At 40.5% G+C, this 17,648-nt stretch carries 22 protein-coding genes; 14 read left to right on the top strand and 8 right to left on the bottom strand.

The window, feature by feature from the left end; translation table 11 throughout:
* Window positions 1–639, bottom strand: a complete 639-nt coding sequence (trhA, locus tag NKR21_RS10915; protein ID WP_012010303.1) for a PAQR family membrane homeostasis protein TrhA — start codon at window positions 637–639, stop codon at window positions 1–3.
* 14 nt (window positions 640–653) lie between these two features.
* Window positions 654–1,622: a sigma 54-interacting transcriptional regulator gene (locus NKR21_RS10910; protein ID WP_012010302.1), complete on the bottom strand. Its 969-nt coding sequence runs from the start codon at window positions 1,620–1,622 to the stop codon at window positions 654–656.
* 181 nt (window positions 1,623–1,803) lie between these two features.
* On the opposite strand from NKR21_RS10910, the gene ilvA reads away from it, so the two are divergent.
* The 7 genes from ilvA (at window position 1,804) to ypmT (ending at window position 6,632) form a co-directional block, all read left to right on the top strand.
* Window positions 1,804–3,072 (top strand): threonine ammonia-lyase IlvA, encoded by a 1,269-nt coding sequence (gene ilvA, locus NKR21_RS10905; protein ID WP_012010301.1) that lies wholly within the window; start codon window positions 1,804–1,806, stop codon window positions 3,070–3,072.
* A gap of 36 nt (window positions 3,073–3,108) precedes the next feature.
* Window positions 3,109–3,360, top strand: a complete 252-nt coding sequence (locus tag NKR21_RS10900; protein ID WP_012010300.1) for a YpmP family protein — start codon at window positions 3,109–3,111, stop codon at window positions 3,358–3,360.
* Between the two features lie 187 nt (window positions 3,361–3,547).
* A complete protein-coding gene (locus NKR21_RS10895) occupies window positions 3,548–4,390 on the top strand; it encodes a DegV family protein (protein WP_012010299.1) in 843 nt (280 codons plus the stop codon).
* Between the two features lie 24 nt (window positions 4,391–4,414).
* Window positions 4,415–5,005 (top strand): SCO family protein, encoded by a 591-nt coding sequence (locus NKR21_RS10890; RefSeq protein ID WP_088001637.1) that lies wholly within the window; start codon window positions 4,415–4,417, stop codon window positions 5,003–5,005.
* A gap of 69 nt (window positions 5,006–5,074) precedes the next feature.
* Window positions 5,075–5,836, top strand: a complete 762-nt coding sequence (locus NKR21_RS10885) for an SGNH/GDSL hydrolase family protein (protein WP_012010297.1) — start codon at window positions 5,075–5,077, stop codon at window positions 5,834–5,836.
* A gap of 9 nt (window positions 5,837–5,845) precedes the next feature.
* Window positions 5,846–6,412: a YpmS family protein gene (locus NKR21_RS10880; RefSeq protein WP_012010296.1), complete on the top strand. Its 567-nt coding sequence runs from the start codon at window positions 5,846–5,848 to the stop codon at window positions 6,410–6,412.
* A gap of 22 nt (window positions 6,413–6,434) precedes the next feature.
* A complete protein-coding gene (gene ypmT / locus NKR21_RS10875; protein ID WP_012010295.1) occupies window positions 6,435–6,632 on the top strand; it encodes a protein YpmT in 198 nt (65 codons plus the stop codon).
* 32 nt (window positions 6,633–6,664) lie between these two features.
* Here ypmT and NKR21_RS10870 read toward each other — a convergent pair whose 3' ends face one another.
* The 3 genes from NKR21_RS10870 to NKR21_RS10860 form a co-directional block, all read right to left on the bottom strand.
* Window positions 6,665–7,330, bottom strand: a complete 666-nt coding sequence (locus NKR21_RS10870; RefSeq protein ID WP_144457546.1) for a DUF4397 domain-containing protein — start codon at window positions 7,328–7,330, stop codon at window positions 6,665–6,667.
* 120 nt (window positions 7,331–7,450) lie between these two features.
* Window positions 7,451–7,711 carry a hypothetical protein gene (locus NKR21_RS10865; protein ID WP_012010293.1) on the bottom strand — a complete coding sequence of 87 codons (261 nt, stop codon included), beginning with the start codon at window positions 7,709–7,711 and terminating at the stop codon, window positions 7,451–7,453.
* 54 nt (window positions 7,712–7,765) lie between these two features.
* Window positions 7,766–8,179 (bottom strand): MarR family transcriptional regulator, encoded by a 414-nt coding sequence (locus tag NKR21_RS10860; RefSeq protein ID WP_370339267.1) that lies wholly within the window; start codon window positions 8,177–8,179, stop codon window positions 7,766–7,768.
* A gap of 155 nt (window positions 8,180–8,334) precedes the next feature.
* On the opposite strand from NKR21_RS10860, the gene msrA reads away from it, so the two are divergent.
* Together msrA and msrB are read left to right on the top strand one after the other, a co-directional pair.
* A complete protein-coding gene (msrA, locus tag NKR21_RS10855) occupies window positions 8,335–8,871 on the top strand; it encodes a peptide-methionine (S)-S-oxide reductase MsrA (RefSeq protein WP_119125020.1) in 537 nt (178 codons plus the stop codon).
* Window positions 8,868–9,299 (top strand): peptide-methionine (R)-S-oxide reductase MsrB, encoded by a 432-nt coding sequence (gene msrB / locus NKR21_RS10850; RefSeq protein ID WP_012010290.1) that lies wholly within the window; start codon window positions 8,868–8,870, stop codon window positions 9,297–9,299. Before msrA ends, msrB begins: the two co-directional genes overlap by 4 nt.
* Window positions 9,300–9,350: 51 nt before the next feature.
* On the opposite strand, the gene NKR21_RS10845 is transcribed toward msrB, so the two are convergent.
* Window positions 9,351–10,379, bottom strand: coding sequence for an SDR family NAD(P)-dependent oxidoreductase (locus tag NKR21_RS10845; RefSeq protein ID WP_144457544.1), 1,029 nt, complete (start codon window positions 10,377–10,379; stop codon window positions 9,351–9,353).
* Between the two features lie 243 nt (window positions 10,380–10,622).
* Between NKR21_RS10845 and NKR21_RS10840 the strand changes: the two genes are divergently transcribed.
* Window positions 10,623–11,339 (top strand): acylneuraminate cytidylyltransferase family protein, encoded by a 717-nt coding sequence (locus NKR21_RS10840; RefSeq protein ID WP_144457542.1) that lies wholly within the window; start codon window positions 10,623–10,625, stop codon window positions 11,337–11,339.
* 34 nt (window positions 11,340–11,373) lie between these two features.
* Here NKR21_RS10840 and NKR21_RS10835 read toward each other — a convergent pair whose 3' ends face one another.
* Both NKR21_RS10835 and NKR21_RS10830 read right to left on the bottom strand, forming a co-directional pair.
* Window positions 11,374–12,336: a CgeB family protein gene (locus NKR21_RS10835; protein WP_012010287.1), complete on the bottom strand. Its 963-nt coding sequence runs from the start codon at window positions 12,334–12,336 to the stop codon at window positions 11,374–11,376.
* 15 nt (window positions 12,337–12,351) lie between these two features.
* Complete coding sequence (locus NKR21_RS10830) at window positions 12,352–12,753, bottom strand: hypothetical protein (protein ID WP_012010286.1); 402 nt, start codon at window positions 12,751–12,753, stop codon at window positions 12,352–12,354.
* A 207-nt stretch (window positions 12,754–12,960) separates the two neighbouring features.
* Here NKR21_RS10830 and cgeC point away from each other — a divergent pair, with 207 nt between their 5' ends.
* From cgeC to kamA, 4 genes are all read left to right on the top strand, one after another.
* Window positions 12,961–13,281 (top strand): spore maturation protein CgeC, encoded by a 321-nt coding sequence (cgeC, locus tag NKR21_RS10825; protein ID WP_144457540.1) that lies wholly within the window; start codon window positions 12,961–12,963, stop codon window positions 13,279–13,281.
* 17 nt (window positions 13,282–13,298) lie between these two features.
* Window positions 13,299–14,594: a glycosyltransferase family 2 protein gene (locus tag NKR21_RS10820; protein ID WP_144457538.1), complete on the top strand. Its 1,296-nt coding sequence runs from the start codon at window positions 13,299–13,301 to the stop codon at window positions 14,592–14,594.
* A 158-nt stretch (window positions 14,595–14,752) separates the two neighbouring features.
* Window positions 14,753–16,129: a sigma-54 interaction domain-containing protein gene (locus NKR21_RS10815; RefSeq protein WP_144457536.1), complete on the top strand. Its 1,377-nt coding sequence runs from the start codon at window positions 14,753–14,755 to the stop codon at window positions 16,127–16,129.
* A gap of 117 nt (window positions 16,130–16,246) precedes the next feature.
* On the top strand, window positions 16,247–17,647 hold the full coding sequence (kamA, locus tag NKR21_RS10810) for a lysine 2,3-aminomutase (RefSeq protein WP_012010282.1): 1,401 nt from the start codon (window positions 16,247–16,249) through the stop codon (window positions 17,645–17,647).
* Window position 17,648: the final 1 nt, after the last annotated feature.

Here is a 17,648-nt window from a genome sequence, read left to right as displayed (position 1 = left end):
TCATGCAGCAGGAATGTTCACACAGTAGAACAGAATGCAGAAGAACATTGATGCACTACCGCCCAGAACAAAGCTGTGCCAAATCGCATGATGATAGGGGATTTTCCGCCAAATATAAAAGATCGTTCCGACCGAATACAATAGACCGCCTAACAGTAAGAGGCCAAACCCTGGACCTGTTAACCCAATGTAAAGTGGTTTGATGGCAATGATAATCATCCAGCCCATTAATAAATAAACGAGGGTAGACACAATGATAAACCGTTTGACGAAAAAGATTTTAAAGACAATTCCGCCAGCAGCAAGAGCCCATACAATCGCAAGAAGCGTATAGCCGAGTGCACCTTTTAATGGTCCGAGTAAAAAGGGCGTATATGTACCAGCGATCAATACATAAATAGCCGAGTGGTCGAGAATTTCAAATACATCTTTTGTTTTTTTATGCCGAATGCTATGAAGCAAGGTCGAGCTTAAATAGAGCAGTAGCATGGATGCACCAAATATTGAAAAGCTCACGATCTCTGTGACAGTGCCGTATTGAACAGCGAATAACACGAGAAAAACAATGGCTGGAATGGATAAAATCACACCAATGCCATGTGTAATGGCGTTTGCAATTTCTTCTTTTACAGTAAACAATGGATGTCCTCCTTTTATTGAACCGGTATATAACCATCAAGTGACTTTAGGAATGACAGACCTTCAAGTGTAATCTTTGTGCCGGCCCTGCCTTTTCCTTTCGTCACGTATGCTTTTTTCTCAAGGTCATCTAATCGGCTCCTCACCTGCTGAGGGGTCAGCGGGATGTCGCCTTGTTTGCTTAACTCAGACAAGATGCGCCTGCTAGCAGCTTCACCTTTCTCATTGAGAGATTTAATAGCTTCTAGCAGGAAAACAAACTCTTGCTTTTCCATTAGTGTGAGCTGGTGTTCTTCCTTTTTTCCTTTTACCTCTGGTGAAAGAGGGGTTAACACAAAGGGCGGCAGGTGGTGTAAAAATACCGTTTGCCCCTCGAGAATGACTGCAGCATATTGAACGATATTTTTAAGTTCCTGGACGTTTCCTTCAAACGGATACTCCTGCAAGGTTTCCCAAACACTTGGATCAATATCAGGTGTCATGCTCAGCTCCTGAAAGAAAGCAGTTGTTAACACAGGAATGTCTGTTTTTCGATCTGCTAATGACGGCAAAGGCAAATGGAAAACATTTAAGCGATAAAACAGTTCAGGTAAAAAGGTAGATGAAACCCTCAATGCCTCTATTGATAAAGACGAAGTGGCAATGATTTTTGTTGCAGGAGAAATTTCTAGAAAACGAATGACCTGATGCTGCATTGGAATACTTAATGAGGCAATTTCGTCTAAATAAAGAATTTGACGGGTTTTTTCCGTGAAGGCTTTCTGCAACGTAGCTTCATCTAGGATGGGACAATATAGATGTGTCAGTGAAGCGTTTGAAGCCGATGCATGAGCAATTTCATAGGCAAATCGCGTTTTGCCTGTGCCGATTTCTCCTGTGATCAAGACTGGCTGTTCGTGTTTTGTGAATTGCTTTGCTAGGTGAATGGCACGCTTTATTTCTTGATGCTCTCCATATATAGACGTAAACGAATGAGTGGTCATCGGGTGATTCCTTTCTTTATGGTTCTAATTGGTTCAATTGTAACACCCAATAAAACCAAATGTACAGAGAAACGAAAAAGTTTATAAAATTTATACTTGATCCATGATCTATTGGTTTATTTTTTGAATATTCATGTTATAATGACAAATTAAATAAGGTTAAAGAGAAAGGATCTTGTACATGAAACCGTTGCTCAAAGAAAACACGCTAATTCAAGTGAAAGATATTTTAAAGGCCCATCAAAATTTGAAGGATGTAGTCATTCATACACCTCTTCAAAAAAATGAGCGACTTTCTGAACGATATGAATGTAATGTCTACTTAAAAAGAGAGGACCTTCAAGTAGTTCGTTCCTTTAAATTAAGAGGCGCTTTTAATAAAATGAGCCAGCTTCCAAAAGATAAACTAAAAAACGGCATTGTCTGCGCAAGTGCAGGAAATCACGCACAAGGGGTTGCCTATTCTTGTAAATATCTAGGTATCCACGGAAAAATCTTTATGCCTGCTACGACACCAAGGCAAAAAGTATCTCAAGTGGAGCTTTTCGGAAAAGAATATGTTGAAATTATCTTAACCGGAGATACGTTCGATGATTCATATCATGAAGCAGTGAAATGCGGAGATGAAGAAAAGCGTGAATTTATCCATCCGTTTGATGATTTGGATGTGATGGCAGGACAAGGAACGACTGCTGTAGAAATATTAAATGATATCGAAGTGGAGCCTCACTTTTTATTTGCAAGTGTTGGAGGTGGAGGTTTGTTATCTGGAGTGGGTACATATATTAAAAATATCGCCCCAGAAACCGAAATCATCGCAGTCGAACCGCTTGGCGCAGCATCACTCCATGCTTCCCATGAAAAGGGCAAGGTTGTGACACTTGATTCCATTGATAAGTTTGTAGACGGAGCAGCGGTTCAGCGGATTGGCGAAAAGACGTTTACATCTCTACAGTCTGTTGTTGATAAAATTAGTCTTGTACCTGAAGGGAAAGTATGTACAACCATTTTAGAGCTTTATAATCAATGTGCGATTGTAGCAGAGCCGGCAGGTGCACTTCCGATCGCAGCGCTTGATGCTCACCGCGAGGAGATTAAAGGGAAAAATGTTGTCTGTATTGTCAGTGGAGGAAATAATGACATTGGCAGAATGCAAGAAATCAAAGAACGGTCGATGATTTATGAAGGGCTTCAACATTATTTCATTGTCAATTTTCCGCAAAGAGCAGGTGCGCTTCGGGAATTTTTAGATGAAGTATTAGGGCCAAATGATGATATTTCCCGCTTTGAATATACGAAAAAGAATAACCGAAGCAAAGGACCTGCGCTTGTTGGCATCGAATTGAAGGAAAGAGATGACTATACGGCGCTCATTGAACGGATGAATAAAAAAGGATTCCATTATGTTGAAGTGAATAAAGATCAAGATTTATTCCACCTATTTATTTAGGCTTAACAGAACATGGGAAAAGAGGATTGATCGTTTGTGCTGCTCAAAACAATATGTTTTAGACGGATGGATGGAGCTCAGATCAAGGTAACAGAAGTTCCTGTACTAAAGGGAGATGAGCCGCATTGTTTCATGCTCACCTTTAGACTTGAAGCTTTCTTGAAAAAAGTCTATGTATCTAAAGGAAAGAGGGCTGTGTACTCTTTCAGAGAGGATGTGAAACGTAACGTCAAGTGGAGCACATATGAGCAGATCTATCAGGAGCCTACACTGAAACACAATGCGTAAAAAGGAATCTTTGTCAAAGGGAGTGAGCGGCTGTTTTGAAATGGCTGCTGCTCAGCTTGGCAAGGATTTTTTTCATGCAACCAAGAAAATGTGACAATTTCAAAAACGTTCTGACAGTTGTTTTCAACTATGCGTGAAATAAGGTAATATCATATGTAAAGACTAAGACAGCAAGGATGAGACGATAGTGAAACAAATTAAAATTGTAACAGATTCTACTGTGGACCTTCCGCAAGAAAAAATCAATGATCTTTCGATTCACGTGATTCCGCTCAATATCTCCATTTCTGGGGTTGATTATATTGACCGAGTGAATATACAGCCAGATGAATTTATTGAAAAAATGGAGGCCGCTGAAGAATTGCCGAAAACGTCTCAACCTGCGATCGGTCAATTCGTCGAGTTATATGAAAAGCTAACGGCAGATGGAAGCGAAGTCATTAGTATCCATTTAACGGGCGGAATGAGTGGTACAGTTCAAACTGCTGAAAGCGCTTCGAAAATGGTAGACGGAAACATTACCGTGATTGATTCAAACTTTATTTCCTATGGATTAGGATTTCAAGTCACCAAAGCAGCCGAACTTGCACAAAATGGTGCAAGCCGCGAAGACATTATTAAAGAAATGGATAAAATCCGCCTTGAAACAAAGCTATTTGTCACAATCGATACATTAGAAAATCTCGTGAAAGGTGGAAGAATTGGAAGAGGGAAGGCGCTGATCGGCTCACTTCTTCACATCAAACCAATTGCCAGCTTAACAGACGGGGTATATACGCCGGAAGCGAATGTGAGAAGCTATTCTGCTCTTGTCCGCTATTTAACCAAACAGTATGTACAGGCGGTGAAAGGAAAAACAGTTCAAGCCATTGGGATAGCGCATGCAGATGCATTAGAACTCGCTGAAAAGCTCAAATCAGCGCTGCTTGATCATACACCTGAAGCTCTTGTCGACATCGCCTACACTACACCGATTATTTCGTGTCACACAGGAAAGGGCGCAATAGGTTTTACTTTTTATACCGATTGATTTGAAAAAGGGGATGGACGTGTCATGCTTAACAAAAGGGGAGCCTCACTTGGTGCGCTTATGATCATAAGCGTGCTTCTTTTAGTCTCATGTTCAAATGGACAAATCAAAGATGCGTTAAATTATCAAATACAGCCGTTTGAGTATGAAAATCAGGATGGACAAAAGGTGTCGTTAGATGATTTGAAGGGGAAAGTATGGGTGGCAGATTTTATATTCACAAGCTGTGAAACGATCTGTCCGCCGATGACCGCGCATATGACAGAGCTGCAAAAACGGTTAAAAGAAGAAAAATTGGATGCACGTATCATTTCCTTTAGCGTGGACCCGGAGGTAGATTCACCGAAAAAGCTAAAAGAATTTGCAAAAGCATATCCTTTATCCTTTAAAAATTGGGATTTCCTCACTGGCTATTCACAGTCTGCGATCGAAAAATTCGCAATGAAAAGCTTTAAAACCATTGTGAAGAAACCTGAAGATGAAGACCAAGTGATTCATCAGTCATTGTTTTTTCTAGTTGATCAAGAAGGAAAAGTGATGAAAAATTATGATGGTGTACAAAACACGCCATATGATGACATCATCAAGGACATCAAAACGCTGATCCGAAGCTAGCATAAAGATGTTCAAATGAGCAAAAACATGATACACTTTTTTAATCAGAAAAAGGAGGGACATCATCGTTTGAAGGCTCGTTTGATTTTGATTGTGATGTCTCTAGCTTTTGTTCTTTCTGCATGTTCCGCGCAAGAGGCTGGCATAAAGGATAAACTAGAAGACACACAAGACGTAAAAGAACATATTACCATCGCAGCGGTTGGAGATTCCTTAACAGAAGGAATCGGAGATCAACAAAAAAAAGGATATGCAGGCATGACCCGTGATAAGCTAGAAGCGGTGGATGGCGTGCAATCTGTCACATTAAAAAACTATGCCATTAAAGGCAGTAGAACGGTAGATTTATTAAAAAGATTAAAAGAAAAAAAGGTGCAAGACGGTCTGAAAGATGCTGACTATATCTTCTTTACGATCGGCGGCAATGATTTAATGCATGTCGTTCGTCAAAATGTACTCAATTTGACGTTTGCTCCTTTTCAAAAAGAGCAGGGGCCTTTTGAGGAGCGCTTTAAAACCATTCTTGCTCAACTGAGAGAGCATAATGACCATGCGAAGATCATGTATGTAAGCATGTATAATCCTTTTAAATTCAGTCTCACTGAGCTGAAAGACATTGATGAAGTCGTCAAAGACTGGAATGCCGTCGCCAAAAAAGAACTAAAAAAAGACGGCAACGCTGAAATGATCAACGTAGCAGATTTATTTGAGGAAGATTCTGATGAAAAATTACTGGCAGATGATGATTTCCACCCAAACCAAAAGGGGTACTCTCTTATGGCAAATCGATTATTCTCCAAAGTGAAAAAAGAAGGACTGCCGAAGGAATAGGGTGAACGTATGAAAAAGTGGAAAAGCTTATTTTTTATTTTACTTGCAATCAATCTATTGATTGTACTTGCCTGCGGTATTTTAATGTTGCTGCCAGGCGGTCAATCCGCTTCAACGAAAGAATTGAAAAGCGAGTATTCTTTTAATATATCTAGCTCAAAAGAATCACTCACTAGCTTTATCAATGATTATTTGAAAAATCAAGGGTCAAGTGATATGCCAGACTTTCATGTGGCGATCGATCAAGATGTGAAAGTAACAGGCGCCATTAAAGCTTTCTCTTCGACGATTGATGCAAACGTCTCATTTACGCCAACTGTTGAAGATAATGGTGATGTGCTTTTGAAAGTGGATGGTCTTTCAATTGGTCAATTAAGCATTCCGGTTAGTTTTGTTCTAAGCTACATGGGCCAGTTCTATGAACTGCCAGAATTCGTTCATGTGAAACCGGATCAAAAAACGGTTGAAGTGCGCCTTTCAGAAATGCCACTGACGAATGATATGTATGTGAAAGCGAACAAAATTGATCTAGAGAACGATGAAATTGAGTTCTCCTATTATCATCCAAAGCAATAGAAAGTGAGTCAGGAGTGAAATCATGAAGCGAGTCTATCAATATTTTAGTTTACTGTCGTTTTTATTTGCTGCATACTTTGGCATTACAGCTGCCACTGATTTACGAGCAGAAAATATCGATCAGTTTTACTTAAATATTGCCTATTGTGCATTATTTCTAGGTATCATGATTCTTGCTTTTGATTTTCAAAAGCAAGAAAAAGCTGAAGATGTCTCGTAAAAGAGCCTTTCCTCTATGGAAAAGGCTCTTTTTTATATTTGCTGAGACAAGACTACCTTCGCCATAAGCTCTGGCTCTCCGTTAGCAAAACCATGAAGTAGAATGAGATATGCACGATTAGCTTGCAGATGAACTTTTGGAATATCAAGCAATATACTTTGAGTGCCGGCAGCTTTTAATTCAAAATGATATTTATTCGGAGAGAAATGATGAATGTGAGTGCTGTTTACATAGTGAAGCTCCTTTGCCAACATCCCTTGATCACGTTCATATAGATCAATGGAAGGAAGGTCTGGAGACAGATGGACAAATGTAAGGGCTGAAAGGTCCTCATGTTGAATCAAAGGGTCTTGCCGCTCTGTGAGTAGCGCAAAACCTGCATGTGCACCTGTGATGCATAAAGTGTAAATCTCGTCACGCTTAATTATCATACGAGAATGAAGAACTCTTTGTTTTGTAGCTAGCTTGAACACTTCAATCTCATACATTCCCTCATCCCACTCCATATAAGCTGTTAATTGGCTGTAAGGTATTTTTTTCAAGACCTCATTTCGGTTCACATATACAGCGAGCTCATTAAGATCTGGGGCAGCGTGAAAGAGCCGAATAAAGGCTTTATTTGCAGGACTGCTCTGAGGGTGCTCGAATCCCGCAGCGAGTGGACGATATGGATATTTATGATAAAAGAGCTGCTGCATGTTATCAATCCCTCCTTTCTTATACGATGGTGTTTTTTGTAGCGTATGCATGTAAAAGGTGATCTGTATAGGCAAATGGGACATAGAAAAAAGCCTGACGTTTTCCGTCAGGCCCGCATGTTAAGAAGGAGAAGAATATTGATGATATTCAGCTAGCTTAATGAACGTTTTTTCATCCTCAATGAGGCCACAAACACCGCACTGAACTTTTATTTGTGGACCTTGATAGCTCATGTGAAAAGGAGAAAGCTGCTCTCCTTCGTATCTTTCAACAACTGCTCCGGTCGCAGGGTCAAGCTTCACAGGTTCTGAAAGCTGCTCAATCAAATTAAAGCGCGTTCTGTTCGTTTTACAGTTTGGACAAAGATAAGGGCTCGTCATGGTTCATTCCACCTCTTTTTATCTGTAGCATGTCCAGAGCGCTAAATTCTATGCTTAATCCTTTTGACTTTTATCCAGCTTTTTAAATAATTTGATCATTGTTTTTAGTTCCTCGTCGTCGAATGATTCAAATCGCTCCATAAAGTATTCTGTTTTCTTTTTCTCAAAATGCTCAGTAATTTCCTTACCCTTATCGGTTAAGTGGATTTTGATGATGCGGCGATCCTCTTTAGAACGGATACGGGTGATCCAGCCCTTTTCTACAAGTGTGTCGGTTACAGCTGTGATATGGCTTGCTGACACTCCTAAAATGGACGCAAATTCCGTTACTTTTTTTGCCCCTTGCTCACGAAGCAGATTTAAAATGAGAAATTCATTCCGAGATAATTCGTTTTCGAGCAGGCTGTTAATCTCATAACGGATCTGCTTAAATACGGTTCTCAGTAAGGTATCCATTTCATACATCATTTTTTTTCTTTGTTCCAATCATTAAACCCCCATTATATTTTAAAATACGACAAAATGCTTTTTGATCATTTAGGTATACAAGTCGTATCATTTTCATTATTTTTCATCATGTTATAATATGATGATACCATTTTTTAAATGAAGGGGGCACTAATATGTCTGAAAAACAAGAATTAGCCACATTTGCAGGAGGCTGTTTCTGGTGTATGGTTAAGCCTTTTGATGAACAGCCGGGCATTATCAAAGTTGAATCAGGGTATACTGGCGGACATACAGTGAAACCGACCTATGAAGAAGTATGTACAAATACAACGGGACATAGAGAAGCGGTTCAAATTACGTTTGATCCAGACGTTTTCCCATATGAAAAGCTATTAGAACTGTATTGGCAGCAAATAGACCCAACAGATGATGGCGGGCAATTTGGTGATAGAGGAGAGTCCTACCGCACAGGTATCTATGTTCATCATGACGAGCAGAGAAAGCTTGCAGAGGCATCGAAAGAGAAGCTGAACGAAAGCGGCATCTTCCAAAAGCCAATCGTAACAGAAATTTTAGATGCTGCTCCTTTTTATCCCGCAGAGGAGTATCATCAGCACTATTATAAAAAGAATAAAATGCATTATGAACGTTATCATGTCGGTTCTGGCAGAGCGGGTTTTATTGAGTCCCATTGGAGTGATAAATCATGACAAACGATAAAGAAAAACGACTAAAAGAATTAAACCGTATGCAGTACGAAGTCACACAGAATAATGGCACGGAGCCGCCATTTCAAAATGAATTTTGGGATCATAAAGAAGAAGGCATTTATGTCGATATCATCTCAGGCAAGCCGCTTTTTTCTTCTTTAGATAAGTTTGATGCCCATTGCGGCTGGCCGAGTTTCACAAAGCCGCTTGAAGATGAGGAAGTAGCGGAGAAAGTGGATAAAAGCCATGGGATGGTGCGGACAGAGGTACGCAGCAAGACAGCTGATTCTCATCTAGGCCATGTCTTTCCTGATGGACCTGGACCAAATGGTCTTCGGTATTGTATTAACTCAGCCGCTTTGAAGTTTATCCCAAAAGATGATCTTGAAAAAGAAGGCTATGGGGATTTGAAACATCTATTTGATTGATCTATTGAAAAATCGTCACATGGAAAGCATCTGCTTCCATGTGACGATTTTTTATTTTTTATGATGCGTGTGATGTAATTGTTCAATGATGTGGAACAGCTTTTCTTTTGTAATGAGAGGCGCTTCATTGGATGTGTAATTGGTTAAGTCGACTTTTTGAAAGTCAGGATGACGTTTGGGCCTTGGCAAAATGGCATAAAATTGTTCATGCTCAAATAGTGCATCTGCTTCGTGCTGAAATGTAAGCTCTTCGTGAAGCTTTTCTCCAGGTCTTTTCCCGACAACGAGAATCTCCGGAGATGCGACACTGATTTGATCAGCATATTCTTGAAACGCTTTTAAGAGATCAGCAAGCTGTAATGACTCCATCTTGAGAATGAATGTTTCTCCGCCTTTCATCATGATGGCTGCTTGAAGTGTGAGGGAGACAGCCTCTTCGATGGACATAAAAAAACGTGTCATAAGAGGATCAGTAACAGTCAAAGGTTTTTCATTTAACAACTGCTGGAGCATGATGGGAATGACGGAACCTCTTGATCCAAGCACATTGCCAAAACGCACAGAGCAAAACATCGTTTTTTGGTTCGGAATACTTTCGTTTGCTTGGAAAAATAATTTTTCTGAAATTAATTTTGTTGCACCCATGGCATTTGTCGGAGACACTGCTTTGTCAGTGGAGATATTGACAACATGACTGACCTCATGTTCAATCGCAGCCTCAATGACGTGCTGCCCGCCGATAATATTTGTTTGTACGGCTTCAAACGGATTGTCTTCACAAGTAGGTACTTGTTTTAAGGCGGCTGCATGAAAGATGATATCAACGCCTTTGACGAGCTGTCTCACTCGGCTTGCATCTCGTACATCCCCTAAAGCGAAGGCCACTTCTGGGTGATCTGCATACTCATTTTTCATCATGTATTGTTTGCTGTCATCTTTGCTGAAGACGATAATCTTCTTTGGAAAGCATGCTGTTAATTTTTTCACAATTTGACGGCCGATTGAACCTGTACCGCCTGTGACTAATATTGTTTTATCACGAAAAAAAGCCCTCAAATTCTTTTCTATCTTTTTGGACATATCTAATCCCCCAACTCTCATTTCTCTACTTTGCATCATATGTGAAAGAGTGGTATCCGTTTGAGGAAAAGAACCACTTTCTATATAAATTAGGTGAACACATTATAACCATCTGCTTGACGTGTTAATAGAATATGGAGAGATAAGAGAATAAGTAGAAAAACGAGAGACCTGAATACTTCAGTACTGCGATCAGCTCAGGAGAAAATGAAGAGAGCTTTGCGCGAGGGGAGAAGGGAATACATGTATAGGGGAAATCGTATATTAGCCTTGATACCAGCTTTTAGAAGCAGGCGCGATCAGCATGATGAACACATTCGCGTATTGGCGGAGCGGCCGCTCATCTATTGGACCATTCAGCCGTTACTGCAAATGATTGAGTTAGATGAAATCATCGTCTCTACAGAGGATGTCAATACGCAAATCATTTCTTCTCACTACGGAGCCCGTGTAATTGAACTGCCAGACAGTCATGTAACAGAACAAACACCGTCACTCATAGCGGTGAAACATGCGCTTGCTTATTTAGAGCGTGAGGGGAAAACATTTGATATTGTTCTATATTTACATCCATCGTCTCCTTTGAGACAGCCGGAAGATATTGAGAAGTGCTTGAAGCTTTTAGTAGAAGGAAATTATGACTGCATGGCAACTTTTACAGAGGCGCTAGAAAACCCAAATGAAACATGGACACTGCATGAGAATAATGAAGCTACTTTATATAAGGACAATCATTACTTTTTCATGCCAAAAAAAGAGCAGCCATATACGTATGGTCGTTTAAATGGAGCAGTGTATGCTTTTCATGTTCCATATGCAAAAGAATGCATTCATTCCTTTTTAGAAGGATCTGTTGGAGCGTATATTATGGATCCCCAAAAATCACTTGTGGTGAAACAGGAAGAAGACCTTGAGAAAGCGGAGAAAGTCTTATTGGCTCGTAGAGATGCGGAGGGTTAGGCATAAGATGAATTTCAACGAGAAAAGCGCCCTGTCATAGGGCGCTTTTTACGATTTCATAAAGTCTGTGTGGAAATGACTCAAATGTATTCCAGGAAACGACTTGTTCGTAATTGTTTTGTGCGATTGCTTTTCTTTTCACGGCATTTGATCCATAATATTCAACCTGTTCTAGCATATCGTCCTTATCTTTATAAAAAGCGAAGCTTGAAAAGGCTGGAGGCGGTTGTAGATCCGTCAATTGAAAGCTTCCCGCTGCAGCGATATCAAACGCTCTATTGTTCAGGCTTACATTTTGAATCATGGCTTTGTTTTTGTTATAGGCAAATTGAGCTGGTCTGTGCGGATTAAGAACAATCGCTGATTGTTGATAGATGCCCGCCATTTGCTGAGGACTCAGCCAATTGGTCACTAATGTGAGATCTCGATCATGTCTTCGAATCTTATTTAAATGACGATGCCATTCCTTACCTGCAACGAGAATGCGCCATTTTTTCTGCTGTAAGAGTGTATCAATGGCTTTCGTGCGATTGGGGTAAGGGTAGCCAATGAGTGCAATGTCGTAGATGCACATTTTTTCAGGCGATTCGTTTTTTTGAAAAATACGTGTATTTGCCGGAATGGGAAAGTAGTAGGCGTCACCTATGCCCAATTGCTTGTAAAATGGCAAAGCTCCTTCATCAATTGTTAATATGAGCCGCGCATCATGTGCACAAGCAGCTGACACATCTGTATAAAAAGGATCTTCTGTCATCCACAAAACGATCGGGATCTTTTCTTGTTTGAATTGATGAAGTACTTCGCTCGGAACATGATCACCGATCATCATCAAAACAAAATCCGGAGAAAATGTCCGGATTTTGTGCATGTGAGTGGGTAGAGATTCTCGGTTAATCTTTACACATGAAAAGGGGGAATCAATGAAGCTCTCTTCTACCCATTGATCAAACATGTGATAGATTCCGCCGTAGCCAGAGCTGATATAAAGAAGCTTCATGATGACCCTCTCACATTAAGACGTGAACGTAACACTTTCAACTTTATCTACATCTAATAAAGTCGTTGCAGAGCCTGTTGGTGTGACTGAGCTTTCTTGTGTAACAAAGACAACACCTGTTGACGCATCGAATGATACGAATTGAACTGGCCCGATTAAGTCTCCTGAATCAGTGACAATGCTAATGACAGTTCCTGGTGAAAGTCTTGCAAAAATCCATCTTGCTGGCTGAGATACATCGAGTGTTGTAGCAGAATCTGAAGGTGATGCCTCAGCTGCCACTTCACTTAATAAATCATTCAATTTCTCTTCCATTTGAACTCCTCCTTCTTCAAGATTAACTGTTAATGCACGAGTAAGTGGTTTGAAAAACACTTTAAATAGTTCTTTTTTTAATTCGGCACGCTTGTCGTTCATTTTTTCCCCATCCTTTCTTCATCAATTCAAACTCACCCCTATGTATATGCCGTTTATTTTTTTTTGTATAAGCAGAACGCTGATTCCTTGTTCTTTTTAAAATTTAATCACTTCACACATTTTTAAAAATGTTTTCAAATGCTGAGGCTAAATGAAGTGAATCTCATACTCTAGTAAAGATTAAATGTGAAGAGAGAGGGATTATGAATGGAATTTGATCAATTATTAAATGGTTGGAACGAAGAATTACTAGAAGCAGAAGGAGTACTTGAAGTCATCTTGATTTTACTTCTTCTTCGTCTATTAGAAGAAAGTGAGGAAGAGAGTGTGTCAGACATTAAAGAATTACTTCGTCCATGGCTTGAACTTGGCATTCCAGTGCCACGCGTTCATTTAGTCAATGGAGATGTCCTTCAAAACGTAGTTGTTGTGCAGCTCTTTGATTCAGTAGCGGTCTTTAAAAACGCGACAAATCAGCTAAGAGTGAATGTTCCTTACGTGAACATCGTCAGCTGGGGGGCTTTTTAATCTAATTAAAAAGGATAATGATCATGAAAGTATCGGTGATTTTAACAAGTTACAATAAACCTGATTTCATTGATCGTGTGCTAAAGAGTATGATGGAACAAACGTATTCAAATTGGGAGCTTCTCATTATGGATGATGGCTCAGAACAAGACACCATCGAAAAGATCCAGACCTATTTAGAAGATGAGCGCATTCATCTATATTCACGCACGGTTCATCCTGCAAAACGGCTGTTAACTGTACGGTATGCGACGCTCATTAATGAAGCGTTAGCGCGTATAACAGGTGAGCTCATTTGTTATTTAACAGATGATACAGTGTATCAACAAGAACGTTTGCAGAAAATGGTGGATGTTTTTCAGTCGATGCCTCATATAGATATAGTGTATTCCTCGCAGCGGGTCGTGCATGTTGATAAGCAATTAGTCGAGACGATGAGCTTTGTGCGTGAAGCAGACCAAATATTGGAGCATGCGTCCTTTCAAGTGGATCATTGTTCGGTCATGCACAGAAGGCGTTTGCTTCCGCTCATTCATGAAAAATACGGACAATATTGGGATGATGAGGCGAAACACTGGCATCATGCAGATTCTGTTTTTTGGATGAGGCTGAATCAATTTGCTGCGTTTTATCCATTAAGAGATGTGCTTGATACAACGTATAAAACGCCCCATTCCTTTCATCATTTGTTTTCGAGTATGCCGTATGATCTCATTGACGGAACGGTGATTGAAAAGGAAGGGGACTACTACCAAATCGCAAGCGGGAATCTTCATAGAATTGAAAGGTGCTGGGTGAACGAAAAAAATAGGCGCGCCATTCGGGTTCCTTCGTTATGTGCGATGAAATATGAGATAAAAGATATGCTGGCAGTACCCAATTATACAGTTGTCACGGCAGATCATGGGAAGACGTTCTATTATATTGAAAATCAGAAAAAAAGGCGATTTGCTTCAAAGCGTGACGTGCAATATTTTCAGTTTCACTCTAAGGAGATCTATACGATTTCAAATGAACGCCTTCAGATGTATGAAGATGGAGGCATGATTCAAGTGTCTCCAGTATTTCATCCGCCAAACAGGAGGCTCTTTAAATGGAAACAAGAGGTGTATTTACTGATGCATCACACCTTTTGCCGGATTGACCCTGAGGTTGTCAAGCGATTTGCTTTTTATCATCAGCCCATAAATTTATACCCTTCCCAATTTACTTTATTTCAAGAAGGAAAGCCGATCATACCGCTGTATATGGAATCGCTGCAAGAATTCGATATGTCTCTTTATCAAACATCAGGGCGAAAGCACTCCTCATAAGAGGGGTGTTTTTTTGACGCTATTGACAAAAAAAGCAGGAAGTTGCACGGAAAAAGCGAAACATGAAAGGACAGAAGAACGTGTGATGAAGCTGATCAAGCCGCTGAAAATCCGGCAATAGATGCCGGTTTTTCGGCACTGAAAGTGAGGGGGAAAGAATGGGGAAGGTTGTCGAAAGAGCGGATTGGTTTGAATTAATTTTAGAAGCCATTGATGAAGCCATCCATGTTGTAGATGATCAAGGAATGACGATCTTTTACAATCATAATGCTGCTAAGTTTGACTGTTTACAAAAAGAAGAGGTGATTGGCAAGTACATCCTTGATGTGTATCCTTCATTAACAGAAAAAACAAGTACGCTGATGCATGTTTTGAGAACAGGGAAGCCCATATATCATTCGCTGCAAACCTATTTGAATAAAAACGGCGAAAGAATTGAGACCGTCAACACGACATTGCCAATTATTGAAGACAGCCAGTTAATAGGTGCTGTCGAAGTCGCAAAAGATGTATCGAAACTGTCAGCCCTTTCGAATCGTTTAGATCAAAAAAAACGAATACACGATGCGGCTGGTGCAGAACAAATGCACGATTTTTCTTCATTTTTAACAAATGATCCGCTCTTAAATGAAATGCTTGAAAAGGCAAAAAAAGCGGCTGCTTATCCGTCGTCAGTTGTTGTCTACGGGGAAACAGGGACAGGGAAGGAAGTGCTTGTTCAAGCCATCGTTCATGAATCTGACCGGAAAAACCAAGTGTTCATTCCGCAAAACTGTGCAGCACTCCCAGAGTCGTTACTTGAGAGCCTCTTATTCGGATCTGTCAAAGGGAGCTATACGGGCGCAATTGATCGCAAGGGTCTCTTTGAACTGGCTGATGGAGGCACGCTTTTTCTTGATGAACTGCAAGCGATGCCGCTCACGCTACAGACAAAATTATTACGTGTGTTAGAGGATGGCGTGGTGCGCCGTATTGGGGATGCAAAAGCGATTCAAGTAGATGTAAGACTCATTACTGCACTCAATATGGACCCATTTGAAGCGATGAAAAAGCAAATTTTAAGAGAAGACTTATTTTATAGACTGCATGTGTCATCTTTTCATATCCCGCCGCTTCGTGAGAGAAAGCAAGACATCTTGCTACTTTCCCGCCATTTCATTCAAACCTATCATCAGCAGTTTTCAAAAAACGTCAAACGCCTTTCTGAAGAAACAAAGCATTTATTTATGGCTCATCACTGGCCGGGGAACGTTCGAGAATTAAAACATACCATTGAGCATGCTGTATTGATGATGCCAAAGGAAGCGGAAGACATTACACCTTCCTATCTTCCTGCTCACTTACGTACGCAGAAACTTGAGGAAGAAACACCAGATGCCTCCTTAAAAAGTCAGGTCTCCTCATTTGAACAAACACTCATTCAAGAAGCTTTAAACAAGCATCAAGGCAATATTAAAAAAACTGCCGCAGCTTTAAAAATCCCTCGACAAACGCTGCAATATAAACTGAAGAAATATGCAGATGCCGAAATATAGGCACCACCATCCATTCAATATCACGGGTAAAGCTCCTTTTATAAAGAAAAGGGGCATTTTCCCATGTTGGCACATAACTTGCATAGTATAAGGTGAATGCTGATAGGGGGAATGGATATGAATCAGAAACTATATGAACCGGCACGTCATTGGAAGGACATTGAGCTTTGGAAAGATGTACCTGAGGAAAAATGGAACGACTGGATTTGGCAGCTGACGCATACAGTGAAAACGCTTGAAGATTTAGAGAAAATCGTAAACTTAACAGAAGAGGAAAGAGAAGGGGTGAAGATTTCCACCAAAACCATTCCACTCAACATTACACCCTACTATGCCTCATTGATGAATCCAGACGATCCAAGATGTCCAGTACGTATGCAATCTGTGCCAATTGCTGAAGAGCTTCATAAAACAAAATATGATCTTGAAGACCCTTTGCACGAAGATGAAGACTCACCTGTCCCGGGGTTAACGCATCGATACCCAGATCGTGTGCTCTTTCTTGTAACCAATCAGTGCTCCATGTACTGCCGCTATTGTACGAGAAGACGTTTTTCTGGACAGATCGGTATGGGCGTGCCAAAAAAGCAGTTAGATGCTGCCATTGGATATATTAGGGAAACGCCTGAGGTGCGGGATGTGTTAATTTCCGGCGGAGATGGTCTTTTAATCAACGATCAAGTACTTGAATACATTTTGAAAAACTTACGAGACATTCCGCACGTTGAAATCATTCGCATAGGCACACGTGCGCCGGTCGTCTTTCCGCAGCGAATTACAGATGAGCTGTGCGAGATTTTGAAAAAATATCATCCGGTTTGGCTAAATACTCATTTCAATACAAGCATTGAAATTACGAAAGAAGCGAAAGAAGCGTGCGAACGTCTTGTAAATGCTGGCGTGCCTGTAGGTAATCAGGCCGTCATCCTTGCAGGAATTAACGACAGTGTGCCGATTATGAAAAAGCTTATGCACGATCTCGTGATGATACGGGTCAGACCTTATTATATTTATCAGTGTGATTTATCTGAGGGGATTGGCCACTTTAGAACACCAGTATCAAAAGGTCTTGAAATCATCGAAGGCTTAAGAGGACATACGAGCGGCTACGCCGTGCCAAGCTTTGTTGTGGATGCACCAGGAGGCGGGGGAAAGATCGCCTTGCAGCCAAATTATTTATTATCGCAAAGCCCTGACAAAGTCGTGCTTCGTAACTTTGAAGGTGTCATCACCTCTTACCCTGAACCAGAGCATTACGTTGCAGGCCAGGCAGATGCGTATTTTAATGAAATTTATGAAGAGAAACAAGATCCGGCAATTGGTATTACTGCACTATTTCAGGATGAAGCGAAATCGTTTACGCCAGAGAATTTAAGCCGGATGAAACGAAGAGAAGCATATGAAACAAATCCTGAGCATGACACACTCAAAAACAAACGTGAAAAACGAGATGAATTAAAAGAGAAAAAATATCAAGCGCAGCTTAAAAAAGATCAAACTGTAAAGGAGGAGAAATAGC

This window comes from Bacillus sp. 1735sda2, assembly GCF_024159245.1.
GTDB lineage: Bacteria > Bacillota > Bacilli > Bacillales > Bacillaceae > Bacillus > Bacillus pumilus_O.
This window is presented reverse-complemented; position numbering and strand designations above follow the sequence as displayed.

Coding starts and splice junctions, on each gene's coding strand:
- NKR21_RS10840 (WP_144457542.1), top strand. CDS start 10,623: ATGTATAGGGGAAATCGTATATTAGCCTTGATACCAGCTTTTAGAAGC.
- kamA (WP_012010282.1), top strand. CDS start 16,247: ATGAATCAGAAACTATATGAACCGGCACGTCATTGGAAGGACATTGAG.
- NKR21_RS10910 (WP_012010302.1), bottom strand. CDS start 1,622: ATGACCACTCATTCGTTTACGTCTATATATGGAGAGCATCAAGAAATA.
- NKR21_RS10835 (WP_012010287.1), bottom strand. CDS start 12,336: ATGAAGCTTCTTTATATCAGCTCTGGCTACGGCGGAATCTATCACATG.
- NKR21_RS10860 (WP_370339267.1), bottom strand. CDS start 8,179: ATGATGTATGAAATGGATACCTTACTGAGAACCGTATTTAAGCAGATC.
- NKR21_RS10830 (WP_012010286.1), bottom strand. CDS start 12,753: ATGAACGACAAGCGTGCCGAATTAAAAAAAGAACTATTTAAAGTGTTT.
- NKR21_RS10865 (WP_012010293.1), bottom strand. CDS start 7,711: ATGACGAGCCCTTATCTTTGTCCAAACTGTAAAACGAACAGAACGCGC.
- msrB (WP_012010290.1), top strand. CDS start 8,868: ATGACAAACGATAAAGAAAAACGACTAAAAGAATTAAACCGTATGCAG.
- NKR21_RS10845 (WP_144457544.1), bottom strand. CDS start 10,379: ATGTCCAAAAAGATAGAAAAGAATTTGAGGGCTTTTTTTCGTGATAAA.
- NKR21_RS10870 (WP_144457546.1), bottom strand. CDS start 7,330: ATGCAGCAGCTCTTTTATCATAAATATCCATATCGTCCACTCGCTGCG.
- NKR21_RS10820 (WP_144457538.1), top strand. CDS start 13,299: ATGATCATGAAAGTATCGGTGATTTTAACAAGTTACAATAAACCTGAT.
- cgeC (WP_144457540.1), top strand. CDS start 12,961: ATGGAATTTGATCAATTATTAAATGGTTGGAACGAAGAATTACTAGAA.
- ypmT (WP_012010295.1), top strand. CDS start 6,435: ATGAAGCGAGTCTATCAATATTTTAGTTTACTGTCGTTTTTATTTGCT.
- msrA (WP_119125020.1), top strand. CDS start 8,335: ATGTCTGAAAAACAAGAATTAGCCACATTTGCAGGAGGCTGTTTCTGG.
- NKR21_RS10815 (WP_144457536.1), top strand. CDS start 14,753: ATGGGGAAGGTTGTCGAAAGAGCGGATTGGTTTGAATTAATTTTAGAA.
- ilvA (WP_012010301.1), top strand. CDS start 1,804: ATGAAACCGTTGCTCAAAGAAAACACGCTAATTCAAGTGAAAGATATT.
- NKR21_RS10890 (WP_088001637.1), top strand. CDS start 4,415: ATGCTTAACAAAAGGGGAGCCTCACTTGGTGCGCTTATGATCATAAGC.
- NKR21_RS10880 (WP_012010296.1), top strand. CDS start 5,846: ATGAAAAAGTGGAAAAGCTTATTTTTTATTTTACTTGCAATCAATCTA.